General features: G+C 48.7%; 10 protein-coding genes. 8 read left to right on the forward strand and 2 right to left on the reverse strand.

Going from position 1 to position 13337, the window contains the following annotated elements; genetic code table 11:
• Positions 1 to 75 precede the first annotated feature (75 nt).
• Positions 76 to 843 (reverse strand): ABC transporter ATP-binding protein, encoded by a 768-nt coding sequence (locus tag L6468_RS02705; protein ID WP_237794915.1) that lies wholly within the window; start codon positions 841 to 843, stop codon positions 76 to 78.
• Complete coding sequence (locus L6468_RS02710; RefSeq protein WP_091815325.1) at positions 840 to 1586, reverse strand: MlaE family ABC transporter permease; 747 nt, start codon at positions 1584 to 1586, stop codon at positions 840 to 842. Before L6468_RS02710 ends, L6468_RS02705 begins: the two co-directional genes overlap by 4 nt.
• 112 nt (positions 1587 to 1698) lie before the next feature.
• Between L6468_RS02710 and lptB the strand changes: the two genes are divergently transcribed.
• The 8 genes from lptB to guaB all read left to right on the forward strand — a co-directional run bounded on the left by lptB (position 1699) and on the right by guaB (position 13328).
• The gene (gene lptB / locus L6468_RS02715) at positions 1699 to 2487 is read left to right on the forward strand and encodes an LPS export ABC transporter ATP-binding protein (RefSeq protein WP_091815321.1); all 789 of its coding nucleotides are present in this window, start codon (positions 1699 to 1701) and stop codon (positions 2485 to 2487) included.
• 116 nt (positions 2488 to 2603) lie between these two features.
• Positions 2604 to 3962, forward strand: a complete 1359-nt coding sequence (gene tig, locus L6468_RS02720) for a trigger factor (RefSeq protein WP_237794922.1) — start codon at positions 2604 to 2606, stop codon at positions 3960 to 3962.
• A gap of 106 nt (positions 3963 to 4068) precedes the next feature.
• Positions 4069 to 4731, forward strand: a complete 663-nt coding sequence (gene clpP, locus L6468_RS02725; RefSeq protein WP_237794925.1) for an ATP-dependent Clp endopeptidase proteolytic subunit ClpP — start codon at positions 4069 to 4071, stop codon at positions 4729 to 4731.
• Positions 4732 to 4788: 57 nt separating this feature from the next.
• The gene (gene clpX / locus L6468_RS02730; RefSeq protein WP_237794927.1) at positions 4789 to 6036 is read left to right on the forward strand and encodes an ATP-dependent Clp protease ATP-binding subunit ClpX; all 1248 of its coding nucleotides are present in this window, start codon (positions 4789 to 4791) and stop codon (positions 6034 to 6036) included.
• An 18-nt stretch (positions 6037 to 6054) separates the two neighbouring features.
• Positions 6055 to 8241 (forward strand): DNA helicase RecQ, encoded by a 2187-nt coding sequence (recQ, locus tag L6468_RS02735; RefSeq protein ID WP_237794929.1) that lies wholly within the window; start codon positions 6055 to 6057, stop codon positions 8239 to 8241.
• Positions 8242 to 8369: 128 nt separating this feature from the next.
• Entirely contained in the window at positions 8370 to 10145 is a 1776-nt protein-coding gene (locus L6468_RS02740) for a DUF6057 family protein (protein ID WP_237794931.1), read from the forward strand.
• A gap of 26 nt (positions 10146 to 10171) precedes the next feature.
• A complete protein-coding gene (locus L6468_RS02745; protein ID WP_237794933.1) occupies positions 10172 to 11686 on the forward strand; it encodes a TolB family protein in 1515 nt (504 codons plus the stop codon).
• A gap of 160 nt (positions 11687 to 11846) precedes the next feature.
• Positions 11847 to 13328, forward strand: coding sequence for an IMP dehydrogenase (guaB, locus tag L6468_RS02750; protein ID WP_091815299.1), 1482 nt, complete (start codon positions 11847 to 11849; stop codon positions 13326 to 13328).
• Positions 13329 to 13337 lie beyond the last annotated feature (9 nt).

Here is a 13337-nt window from a genome sequence, read left to right on the forward strand (position 1 = left end):
TATAGTACTTTTAGTTTGTTTTACTCTATTTTAAAAGAGGACAATCACGGAAAACGTGATGACGGGGGCATTTCTCTATGCTTTCTGTCCTGTTACTGCCTCGCGCATCTCTTTCAGCAGGTCGCTGGCGAAGATGAAGTCGGTGAGGCGCTTGTTGGTGCTGTTCATAATCTCTGATGAGACGCCCTGCCACTCTTTGTGACCTTCGTAGATAAAGACGATATTCTCGCCAATACCCATTACGGAGTTCATGTCGTGGGTATTGATAATCGTGGTCATGTTGAACTCCTGCGTGATGCTATGCAGCAGGTCGTCGATGACCAGCGAGGTCTTGGGGTCAAGGCCGGAGTTGGGCTCATCGCAGAACAGGTATTTGGGGTTCAGCGAGATGGCGCGGGCAATAGCCACACGCTTCTGCATACCTCCAGATATCTCGCCAGGGAATTTGTGTTCGGCGCCAATCAGGTTTACACGGTCCAGACAATACATGGCGCGCTCCTTGCGCTCACGCAGGGTCATAGACGAGAACATGTCAAGCGGGAACATCACGTTCTCAAGGACGGAAAGGGAGTCGAAGAGGGCGGCGCTCTGGAAGATCATGCCCATCTCGCGGCGCATCTGTACTTTCTCTTGTTTCGACATCTGCACGAAATCGCGCCCGTCGTAGAGCACTTGTCCGCTGGTAGGCTCGAAGAGGCCCACGAGGTTTTTCATCAGTACGGTTTTTCCGCTACCGCTCTGACCGATAATCAGGTTGGTCTTGCCATCCTCGAACACGGTATTGATGCCTTTGAGCACCTCTTTGTCGCCAAATGATTTATATAGGTTCTTTACTTCGATCATGATAGTAGCTGCGTTAAGAAGATGTCACTAAACAGAATCAGCATGCTTGATGAGACAACGGCATCCGTAGAGGCCTTACCCACATTGACGGAACCGCCCTCGACTGTGTAGCCAAAGAAGGCGGGAACACTACTGATGATGAAGGCAAAGAACTGACTCTTGATAATACTCATCCACAGGAACCAGGGGATGAAATCGTGCTGCAGACCAAGGGTGAGGTCGTCGGGCGGCATGATATGTCCGATATAGGCTGTACCATAGGCTCCTACGATACCCATACCACTGGAGAAAATAACCAGGATGGGCATGATGGTGAGCAAACCGAGAATCTTTGGCAGGATGAGATAGCAGGCGGAGTTGACGCCCATAATCTCCAATGCATCAATCTGCTGGGTGACACGCATAGTACCTATCTCTGAGGCGATGTTGGAGCCTACCTTACCAGCCAGTATCAAACACATGATACTGCTTGAGAACTCCAGCAGCATAATCTCGCGGGTGGTGTAGCCGGCAACCCAGCGCGGCATCCAGGGACTCTCGATATTGACCTTCATCTGGATGCAGATAACGGCTCCAATGAAGAACGAGATAAGCAGTACGATGCCGATAGAGTCGATGCCCAATTGCGACATCTCCTTAACATATTGCTTACGGAACATTCGCATGCGCTCGGGCATGGAGAATGTACGTCCCATCAGCATAATGTATTGTCCGAATGTGGTTAGTTTCTTCTGAATAAACATGTTCTACTGTCGTTTTGAACGGATGCAAAATTACAAAAAAAAATAGAAATGCGTCACTAATTATCAAAAGATTATTGTTTTTCGCTGAAATTTAGTACCTTTGTCCCCGATTATGGAAGAAGAAAGTATTGTATTGAGGACCGAAGGCCTCGTAAAGCGATATGGTAAGCGTACGGTGGTGAGCGATGTGAGTTTCCACGTGCGTCAAGGTGAGATTGTGGGACTGCTGGGACCTAACGGTGCAGGTAAGACCACTTCTTTCTACATGACTACCGGACTGGTGCTGCCTAATGGTGGTCATATCTATCTGGGTGACCATGAGGTGACCGACTATCCCGTGTATAAGCGTGCAAGGGCAGGTATCGGCTATCTGGCCCAGGAGCCCAGTGTCTTCCGTAAGATGTCGGTTGAGGACAACATCCTCTCTGTGCTGGAGATGACGGGCAAGCCCCGTGACTACCAGATGGAGAAGCTGGAAAGTCTGATTAGTGAGTTCCGTCTGCAAAAGGTGCGTAAGAATAAAGGTGACCAGTTGTCGGGTGGCGAGCGCCGTCGTTGCGAGATTGCCCGCTGTCTGGCTATCGAACCAAAGTTTATCATGCTTGATGAACCTTTCGCCGGTGTGGACCCCATTGCCGTAGAGGATATCCAGTTTATTGTGTGGAAGCTCAAGGACAGAAACATCGGAATTCTGATTACCGACCATAACGTGGAGGATACGCTGTGTATCACGGACCGTGCCTACTTGTTGTTTGAAGGCCGCATTCTGTTCCACGGCACTCCAGAGGAACTGGCTGCTAATCAGATAGTACGTAAGAACTACCTTACAGACTCGTTCGTGCTGCGTCAGAAAGACTTCCAAAAGTTGGAAGAGGAGCGCATGAAGGAACGTGAAGAGTAAGCTATTCGTTCTTTATAACTGCGTTAAAAAATCGTAATTGTGCTATTTTTACGGCAATTATGAGTAATTTTGCACGCTCAAAATGGAATAATATAATAAATAAGGTATAAAAAGAGATGAACATTAAGTTTGAAAGTGCCGATAAAATCAATGGTCTGATGACTATCAGCATTGAGCAGGCAGACTATCAGGAGGCTGTTGACAAGAAGTTGAAAGAGTATCGCAAGAAGGCTCAGGTACCCGGATTCCGTCCAGGTATGGTTCCCATGGGCTTGATCAAGAAGCAGTATGGCACAGCCGTGAAGGTTGACGAGGTAAACCGCATTCTTGGCGAGAAGCTCTACGAATACGTTCGTGAGAACAAAATTCAGATGCTGGGTGAGCCCCTTCCTAACGAGGAGAAACAGCAGCCCCAGGATTTGGCTGGCGACGGTCCCTTTGAGTTCGTATTTGACATTGCTGTCGCTCCCGAATTCAAGGCTGAGCTGACTGGCAAGGATAAAGTGACTTTCTACAACATCAAGGTTGACGATAAACTGATTGACGATCAGGTTCAGATGTATGCTTCTCAGGCTGGTGAGTTTGTTGAGGCTAAGGAGTGGAGCGGCAACGATACCCTGAAGGGTGACATCCGTCAGCTGGATAAGAAGGGCAATACCCTCGAGGGTGGTATCACCGTTGAAGGTGGTATGATTATGCCTTCATACGTTAAGGGTGAGGACGAGAAGAAGAAGTTCGACGGCGCTAAGCTGGGCGACATCATCACCTTCAACCCCAAGAAGGCTTATCCCGATAACGATGCAGAGGTTGCTGCCCTGCTGAAGACCGACAAGGAGGCTGTGAAGGACCTGGATGCAGACTTCAGCTTCCAGATTACTGAGATTCGTCACTTCCAGCCCGCTGCCGTTGATGCTAAGCTCTTCGAGAAAGTGTTTGGTGAGGGTGTGAAGGATGAGGCTGACTTCCGTCAGCGCATCGCAGACAGCCTGAAGGGTCAGCTGGTTCTGAACAGCGACTTCAAGTTCCTGCGTGACGTACGCGCGTACGTAGAGAAGAAGGTAGGCGATCTGCAGTTCCCCGAGGCTCTGCTGAAGCGTGTGATGCTGAACAACAATAAGGATAAGGGCGAGGAGTTCGTGGAGAAGAACTTCAAGGCTTCTATCGACGAGTTGAAGTGGCACCTCATCAAGGAGCAGCTTGTTGCTGCTACCGGGATTAAGGTGGAAGATGCCGACCTGAAGGCTGTGGCTAAGGATGCTATCCGCGCGCAGTTCGCTCAGTATGGTATGACCAACATCCCCGAGGATGTGCTGGACAACTATGCAGAGGAGCAGCTGAAGAAGCGTGAGAATGTGGAGAGCTTCGTAGAACGTGCCATCGATGTGAAACTCACTCAGGCCCTGAAGGGTATCGTGAAGTTGACAGAGAAAGAGGTAACTCTCGATGAGTTCAACAAAATGATGCAGGAAGCATAAAAGAAGATTTTTTTAATTCTTTAACCAAAAATAAAGTCGGGATGTTTTGCGTCTCGACTTTTTTTTGTAATTTTGTATTTATAAAACACGAAAGATAGGTATAGATATGAACGATTTCAGAAAATATGCAACTCAGCACCTGGGCATGAATGGCTTGGTGCTCGATGATGTGATGAAGACTCAGGCACAGTATATGAACCCATATATCCTGGAGGAACGCCAGTTGAACGTGACCCAGATGGATGTCTTCTCGCGCTTGATGATGGACCGCGTGATTTTCCTTGGTACAGAGGTGAACGACTATACGGCTAATGTGCTGCAGGCACAGTTGCTCTATCTCGATGCTAACGACCCTGGCAAGGATATCAACCTCTATATCAATTCTCCTGGCGGTAGTGTGTATGCAGGACTGGGTATCTATGACACCATGCAGTTTATCTCATGTGACGTGGCTACTATCTGTACGGGTATGGCTGCTTCGATGGCTGCCGTGCTGCTCGTAGCTGGCCAGGAGGGAAAGCGTTCGGCTCTGCCTCATAGTCGTGTGATGATTCATCAGCCTCTGGGAGGCGTGCAGGGCCAGGCTTCTGATATCGAGATTGAGGCCCGTGAGATCCAGAAGTTGAAGAAGGAACTCTATACCATCATCGCCGACCACTCTCATACTGATTATGAGAAGGTGTGGAATGATTCAGACCGTAACTACTGGATGACGGCTGAGGAGGCACGCGAGTATGGTATGATTGACCAGGTGCTGACGAGAAAGTAATTAAGAGTTCTTGGCGGAGCCAAGCGGCGAAGCCGAGCGAAGAATTAAGAGTTAAGAGTGAAGAAAGTATGTAATTTTTGCGGCCGTTCTGAACGTGAGGTGCGTTTGCTGATCACGGGTATCAACGGTTATATATGTGAGGATTGCTCACGCCAAGCCTATCAGATTGTAAAAGAGTCGGGCTTGCTTGAAAGCAATAAAGAGGTAAGTGGCGACAGCGACGGCAAAAAGGCTGCCAAAGAGAAGAAGATTCCTAAGCCTCGTGAGATTAAGGAGTATCTGGACCAGTATGTTATCGGTCAGGACGACGCTAAGCGCTTCCTGTCTGTGGCCGTGTATAACCACTATAAGCGTCTGCAGCAGAAAAAGGACGATAAGGATGGCGTGGAGATTGAGAAGTCGAACATCATCATGGTGGGCTCTACGGGTACAGGTAAGACCCTTCTGGCACGCACCATTGCCAAGTTGCTCGACGTACCCTTCACGATAGTTGATGCTACGGTGTTTACAGAGGCCGGTTATGTAGGCGAGGATGTGGAGAGCATCCTCAGTCGTCTGCTTCAGGTGGCCGACTATAAGGTAGATGCTGCCGAGCGCGGTATCGTGTTCATCGACGAGATTGACAAGATTGCCCGTAAGGCCGATAATCCTTCCATCACACGTGACGTGAGTGGTGAGGGCGTGCAGCAGGGACTCTTGAAACTGCTTGAGGGAACGATGGTCAATGTGCCCCCTCAGGGCGGCAGGAAGCATCCTGATCAGGAGTATATCCACGTAGACACAAGGAATATCCTGTTTATCTGCGGCGGTGCCTTCGATGGTATCGAACGTAAGATTGCACAGCGCCTGAATACCCACACGGTGGGTTATAACTCTGTGCAGAACGTGCGTAAGATTGACAAGGATGATCTGATGAAATATGTACAGCCTCAGGACTTGAAGTCCTTCGGACTGATTCCTGAGATAATTGGTCGTCTGCCAGTGCTCACTTACCTGAACCCCTTGGACCGTGCTGCCTTGGAACGTATCCTGACGGAACCCAAGAACTCTATCGTGAAGCAGTATGTCAAACTGTTTAAGATGGATGGGGTTGACCTGGTGTTTACGCCAGAGGCCCTGCGCTTCATCGTGGATAAGGCCGTGGAGTATAAACTCGGTGCCCGCGGTCTGCGCTCTATCGTAGAGAGCGTGATGATGGATGCTATGTTTGAGGTGCCCTCAAAGAAAGTGAAGAAGTTTGAAGTGACAGAAGACTATGCCCGTGAGCAGCTTGACAAGAGTGCTTCACTGGCTGTCATGAACTAAATCCTGACAATACAGCCTATGACATACGATAAAGGTGAACTGTTAGACGCGCTGAAGCGTTATTTTGGCTTCGACTCCTTCAAGGGAGACCAAGGGGCCATCATACAAAATCTGCTCGAAGGTCGTGACACCTTCGTGCTGATGCCTACTGGTGGCGGTAAGTCGCTCTGCTACCAGTTGCCATCACTGCTCATGGATGGCGTGGCCATCGTGATATCGCCACTGATAGCCCTGATGAAGAACCAGGTGGACTTCATCTCAAACCTGAGTGAGCATGAGGGAACGGCACACTTTCTGAACTCGTCGCTGAACAAGACGGCGATTGACCAGGTGAAGAAGGATATCCGCGAGGGAAGGACGAAACTGCTCTATGTGGCTCCTGAATCTCTCACAAAGGAGGATAATGTGGAGTTCCTGAAAACGGTGAAGATCTCGTTCTATGCAATTGACGAGGCTCACTGTATCTCTGAATGGGGACATGACTTCCGTCCGGAATACCGTCGTATCCGTCCGATCATCAACGAGATTGGTGTGGCACCTGTTATTGCCCTGACTGCCACGGCAACGGATAAGGTGCGTACGGATATCAAGAAGAGCCTGGGTATCGTTGATGCCACGGAGTTCAAGAGTTCGTTCAACCGTCCTAACCTGTACTACGAGGTACGTCCCAAGACCAAGGATATAGATAAGGATATTGTACGCTTTATCAAGCAGCATCCTGGAAAGAGCGGTATCATCTATTGTCTTTCAAGAAAGAAGGTGGAGGACCTGGCTGACGTGTTGCGTGCCAACGATATCAAGGCAGCAGCATATCACGCAGGACTGGATAGTGGTACGCGTTCGCAGACACAGGATGACTTCCTGATGGAGCGTATCGATGTGATTGTGGCTACGATAGCCTTTGGTATGGGTATCGATAAACCCGACGTGCGTTTTGTGATTCACTATGATATCCCCAAATCTCTGGAGGGCTATTACCAGGAGACTGGTCGTGCCGGACGTGACGGAGGCGAGGGTATCTGCCTGGCTTTCTACAGCTATAAGGACTTGCAGAAACTGGAGAAATTCATGGAGGGTAAGCCCGTGGCTGAACAGGATATTGGTCGCCAGCTGCTGCAGGAGACGGCTGCCTACGCCGAAACCTCGGTCTGTCGTAGAAAGATGTTGCTGCATTATTTCGGTGAGCAGTATGAGAAGGACAACTGTGGCAACTGTGACAACTGTCTGCATCCGGGTAAGAAGATTGATGCCAAGAACCAGTTGGTTATTGCCCTGAAGGCTATTCTGGCTATCAAGGAGAATTTCCGTACAGACTATGTCATTGATTTCATCACAGGTCGTGACACCAATGAGATTGTGGCGCACAAGCATCAGAATCTGGATGAGTTTGGCTCTGGCGAGGATGAGAATGAGAAGATATGGAATCCCGTGATTCGTCAGGCGCTGATTGCCGGCTATCTGTTCAAGGAGGTAGAGAACTACGGCCTGCTGAAGGTGACTGCGGCTGGCAAGAAGTTTATCAAGAACCCCACAACCTTTATGGTGGTTGAGGATCATGAGTTTAGTGAGGATGAGGAGCCGGCAGTACCAGAGGGGGGTGCAAGTGCACTGGATCCTACGCTCTCGGCCATGCTGCATGACCTGCGTAAGAAATGGTCACGTAAGTTGGAACGTCCGCCTTATGTCATCTTCCAGGACGTGTCGCTGGAACAGATGGCCACGGAATATCCAGTGAGTCTGGAGGAACTGAAGAATATTCAGGGTGTGGGCGATGGTAAGACGCGTCAGCCTTATGCCAAGGAGTTTGTGGAACTGATTAAGCGCTATTGCGAGGAGAACGAGATAGAACGTCAGTCGGATTTGCGTATCCGTACGAAGGCGAAGGACTCTATGCGCAAGTTGAAGATTCTGCAGAATATCGACCGTCGTATTGCCCTGGATGATATTGCCAATGCCCTTGGTATCGACTTTGAGGAGTTACTCGATGAACTGGAGGGAATTGTGCTCTATAGTGGCAATAAGATTAATATCGACTATTTCCTGAACGATATTATGGATCCGGATGATGTGAGTGATATGTGTGACTATTTTGCAGAGCAGGAGACGGATGATTTGGAGGCTGCGTTTGAGGAATTCGGCTCTGACTTCTCTGAAGATGAGATCCGTTTGGTGCGCATCAAGTTTATCTCTGATATGGCGAACTGATTTTTCTAAATCTGTTAAGAATATGATATGAGCTCCCACATTATTTATATGGGAGCTCATTTTTTTTCGTCTGTTTTTTTGTGTTATATAAAAAATAATGTATCTTTGCATTCAGTAAACCTAAAAAAATGAAGAGATACTTACCTTTGACGCTATGGGGGGCAATGCTTCTCGTGATAGCCAGCATATTGTTGTTGCTGGAGAACGACTTCCTGTGGAAGTTGCAAGAGCAGAACCTTTTCCTGGATACTTCCTTGTTTTTTGAGGAAAGGATGGTGGTGCCTGGCGGCCTGCTGTCGTGGTTGGGTACGTATCTGACGCAGTATTTCTATTACCCGTGGATGGGAGTGATGCTGTTGTGTGTGTTATGGTTGTTGCTGATGTGGTTGATAATGCGTGTTTTCCAGTTGCCTGCACAGTGGAGCGCATTGGCTCTGATACCTGTTGGGATTTTGTTGATTACCATCGTGGATATGGGCTACTGGGTGTATATGCTGAAATTGCAGGGACATGTGTTCGTGGCAACCCTTGGCACCATCGCGGTGATGCTGATGCTATGGTTTTTCAAAGTTCAGCCTTGGCATTTCAGTTTCCGCGTGATGACGATGATAATCACGTGTGCTCTGGGATATCCGCTTTTTGGTATCTACGGACTAGCGGCTGTCTTGCTGATGGGTATCTGGTCATGGCGATTGGAACGGTGGTCGTTACGGAGAAAGGTCGGCTATATCGTGATGGCACTATTGATTGTTGTCACGGTGCCCCTGATGTGCTATAGACAACTCTATCATCAGATAAATCTGGCCAATATTTATTACGCAGGACTTCCTTTGTATTATGTTTCGGAGGAGCATCATGCTTATTATATACCTTATTATCTGTTGGCGCTATTCTTTGTGGTGATCGCATTGGTGCCGCTGAAGCAGGTGAAGATGAGGAAGAGCGTTGTCACACAAGGTGTATTACTGGTGGCTTTGGGTGTCGGCGTGGCGCTGTCCTGGTTCAGGGATGAGAACTTTCATCATGAGTTGAGGATGCAACGATGCATAGAGCAGAATGATTGGAATGGGGTGCTGAAGGAGGCTGCCAGACAGCAGGACGAACCGACGCGTGCCATCGTCATGATGAGAAACCTGGCTCTGAGCCGGTTGGGACGTCAGGGCGAGGATATGTACACCTATGAAAACGGCTCGAAAGCGTATGCGGCACCTTTTGGCATGCGCTTGATGCTGGTGGCAGGACCTTTGATGTATTATCAATATGGTATGCTGAACTATAGTTCACGCCTGAGCACGGAAATGGGCGTGGAGTTCGGCTGGCGGGTGGAAAACCTGAAAATGCTGGCAAAATGTGCGCTGCTGCGTAACGAACAGCAACAGGCACGTAAATACCTGAGACTGCTGAAGCATACCACTTTCTATGGGGAGTGGGCCGGGAAGGCACCGTCATTGCCCGAACTGCAGTCGGTGAAACGAATGATGCATTATGAGAATGTGTTGAGTGGTGACCAGGGAAATATTGAAAGTTTCCTGATGAGTCGCCTGGATGAATGTACGGATACGACGGATGTCTATTTCCAAGAGCAGACGCTGCTGGCCTCATTATGGACAAAGGATATCAATAACTTCTGGTATCACTTCAATGATTATGTGAGATTGCATCCCAAGGCCCGTATTCCACGCTATTATCAGGAGGCGGCCTACCTTTATTGTATGATAGAAGGACGAGAGGGCGTGGACCGTATGCCTTTTGATGATAGTATCAGACAGTCGTTTAATAGTTTTGCGATGGCTGCCGAGCGTTATGATAATGCTGATGTGGATGTGGCACGTAGTGCGCTGCAGGCGTACCGGCATACGTATTTCTATGATTATTACCTGATGAGGCAGTTGCCGGAATATTGAGGTCTGAGATTTGAGATTTGAAAGTTATGAAGAGATATTTTTTACCTTTTTACCTTTTTACTTTTTTACTCTTCTCTTGTGGTCCCAGTGTGCCTGAGGTGTTCACGGAGTGTGATGAGTTGCCAAGGATTTATCCTGACTACGTGGATGTGACGATACCGGTGAACATTGCTCCGCTGGCCTTTGAACTGGATGATGATGAGGCCGACGGCATGATTGCCCGTTATAAGGCGGGAAATGTGGAAGTGGTATGTGAAGATAAGATGCAACCCTCAATCGGAGAGTGGCGCAGGCTGGTGGAGCAGGGTAGTGATATCAGTGTGGACGTGTATGTGAAGCATGATGACCAGTGGATACATCACAAGCCGTTTGAAATCCATGTGGCTGGTGATAGTATTGATGCATATCTGAGTTACCGACTGATACCTGCCTCGTTTGTAAGTTATGAGGCGCTGACCATCAATCAGCGTTGCCTGGAAAACTACGACGAGAGTGTGATATATGATAATATGTTGTGCAGCTTCGAGGTAGAGGGACAGTGTATCAATTGTCATCACTATCAGCAATACAACCCGGAGAGGATGCAATTCCATGCCCGTCAGAAGAATGGCGGTACGATTATTGCTTACGATGGGAAGATCAAGAAGGTGAATATGAAGAACGACTCCATCCTCTCGGCTGGTGTCTATCCTGCCTGGCATCCCTGGCTGAAGCTAATCGTGTATTCTACAGACAAGACCCATCAGAGTTTTCATACCACCGACCCGAATAAGATTGAGGTGTATGATTTGGAAAGTGATATCATCGCCTATGATATAGACAAGGGTGAGGTTACTAATCTGGAGAATGATACGACAGAGTTTGAGGTGTTCCCGGCGTGGGCTCCCGACGGTAAGACGCTGTATTACTGTAGTGCCCACTACGAACGGAAGAATTATCAGGTGTCGGACGCAACAGAACTGGTGAGCCGTTGCGGGGAACTGAAATACAATATCTATAAGAAGCGTTTTGATCCGGAGACAAAACAGTTTGGTCCGCGGGAACTGGTGTTTGCTGCTGACTCGCTGGGAATGAGTGCGGTACTGCCACGTATCTCACCTGATGGCCGATGGCTGGTCTTCACCATGTCGGAATATGGCTACTTCCATATCTGGCATCATGAGGCCGACCTGTGGATAATGGATTTAAGGGAAAAGGTGAATAGTGGACAATTGGCAACCGCTCATCCGATAAAAGGGATCAATAGTGATGATACGGAGAGTTACCATTCATGGTCGAGCAACGGCCGATGGCTGGTGTTTAGCAGTCGTAGGGATGACGGTACCTTTACGCGACCTTTCATTGCACACATGAGTAAGGACGGTAAGTGGGGGAAGCCTTTTGAGTTGCCTCAGGAAGATCCCGACTACCACAGACAGCTGTTGCGCAGTTATAATATCCCGGAGTTTATGTATGGTCCTGTGAATATTGATCCGCACACCTTTGCGGATATCTTGAAGGGTGAGGGAGAGCCCGTGAAATACGTGCAACGACTGCAATAGCCTGTTGCCTGTTGCCTCCGCACTCTGGGAACTCCTGCCGGTCCTCTGTTAAATGGCACTTGCGAAAGTTAAATTATGCAAGAAAAAGGTCGCAAAATACTCGCTATGTCGGAAAAAATGAGTATCTTTGCACGCAATAAAAATTTAAGGTACCAAAATTATGTCATCATTTATTGCAGATAAGATTGTGATGGACGGCCTCACTTTCGACGACGTCCTGTTGATTCCCGCTTATTCAGAAGTATTGCCAAAAACGGTAGAGTTGCAGACACGTTTCTCTCGTAACATCGTGTTGAATGTCCCCTTTGTGACGGCTGCTATGGACACCGTTACAGAGAGCCAGATGGCAATTGCTATTGCCCGTGAAGGTGGTATCGGCGTGATTCATAAGAATATGTCGATAGAGAACCAGGCGCGTGAAGTGGCTATTGTAAAGCGTGCAGAGAATGGTATGATCTATGACCCCGTAACGATTCGTCGTGGTTCTACCGTAGGACAGGCTCTGGATATTATGGCAGAATATCATATCGGTGGTATCCCCGTAGTTGATGAGGATAATCACCTGGTAGGTATCGTGACCAACCGTGACCTGCGTTTTGAACGTCGTCTGGATCGTCCCGTGGATGATGTGATGTCAAAGGAGAACCTGGTGACCACACATCAGCAGACGGACCTGGCTGCTGCTGCAAAGATTCTGCAGGAGAATAAGATTGAGAAACTGCCCGTTGTGGACAAGGATAACCGCCTGGTAGGTCTGATTACCTATAAGGATATTACCAAGGCAAAGGATAAGCCCATGGCTTGTAAGGATGAGAAGGGACGTCTGCGTGTAGCTGCCGGTGTCGGCGTTACTGTGGATACGCTGGACCGTATGCAGGCTCTGGTGAACGCTGGTGCTGATGCGATTGTCATCGATACGGCTCACGGTCACTCAAAGGGCGTGATTGACAAGTTGAAGGAAGCAAAGAATGCCTTTAAGGATATAGACATAGTAGTAGGCAATATTGCTACTGGTGCTGCAGCCCGTATGCTCGTAGAGAATGGCGCAGACGCAGTGAAGGTAGGTATCGGTCCGGGCTCTATCTGCACAACACGTGTGGTAGCTGGTGTCGGTGTACCTCAGCTGAGCGCCGTGTATGATGTATACTCTGCCCTGAAGGGTACTGGTGTGCCCCTTATCGCTGATGGTGGCTTGCGCTATTCTGGTGATATTGTCAAGGCATTGGCAGCAGGTGGCTCATGCGTCATGATTGGTTCACTGGTGGCAGGTACTGAAGAGAGTCCTGGTGATACTATCATCTACAACGGCCGTAAGTTTAAGAGCTATCGCGGCATGGGTTCTCTGGAGGCTATGGAGCATGGTTCTAAGGACCGCTACTTCCAGGCAGATACAAAGGATGTGAAGAAACTTGTGCCCGAGGGTATCGCTGGTCGTGTGCCTTATAAGGGAACGGTTCAGGAAGTTATCTACCAGCTGACCGGTGGTCTGCGCTCTGGTATGGGTTACTGTGGCGCTGCTTCTATTGAAAAGTTGCATGACGCTAAATTCACTCGTATTACAAATGCAGGTGTGATGGAGAGTCATCCTCATGATATTACTATCACGAGCGAGGCTCCCAACTATTCAAGACCAAACGATTGAAACTAAAAA

The organism is Prevotella communis (genome assembly GCF_022024115.1).
Lineage (GTDB): Bacteria > Bacteroidota > Bacteroidia > Bacteroidales > Bacteroidaceae > Prevotella > Prevotella communis.

Bases quoted from the DNA above. Each gene is read 5' to 3' on its own strand.
- tig (WP_237794922.1), top strand. From the start codon at position 2,604: ATGAACATTAAGTTTGAAAGTGCCGATAAAATCAATGGTCTGATGACT.
- L6468_RS02705 (WP_237794915.1), bottom strand. From the start codon at position 843: ATGATCGAAGTAAAGAACCTATATAAATCATTTGGCGACAAAGAGGTG.
- guaB (WP_091815299.1), top strand. From the start codon at position 11,847: ATGTCATCATTTATTGCAGATAAGATTGTGATGGACGGCCTCACTTTC.
- L6468_RS02745 (WP_237794933.1), top strand. From the start codon at position 10,172: ATGAAGAGATATTTTTTACCTTTTTACCTTTTTACTTTTTTACTCTTC.
- L6468_RS02740 (WP_237794931.1), top strand. From the start codon at position 8,370: ATGAAGAGATACTTACCTTTGACGCTATGGGGGGCAATGCTTCTCGTG.
- L6468_RS02710 (WP_091815325.1), bottom strand. From the start codon at position 1,586: ATGTTTATTCAGAAGAAACTAACCACATTCGGACAATACATTATGCTG.
- recQ (WP_237794929.1), top strand. From the start codon at position 6,055: ATGACATACGATAAAGGTGAACTGTTAGACGCGCTGAAGCGTTATTTT.
- lptB (WP_091815321.1), top strand. From the start codon at position 1,699: ATGGAAGAAGAAAGTATTGTATTGAGGACCGAAGGCCTCGTAAAGCGA.
- clpP (WP_237794925.1), top strand. From the start codon at position 4,069: ATGAACGATTTCAGAAAATATGCAACTCAGCACCTGGGCATGAATGGC.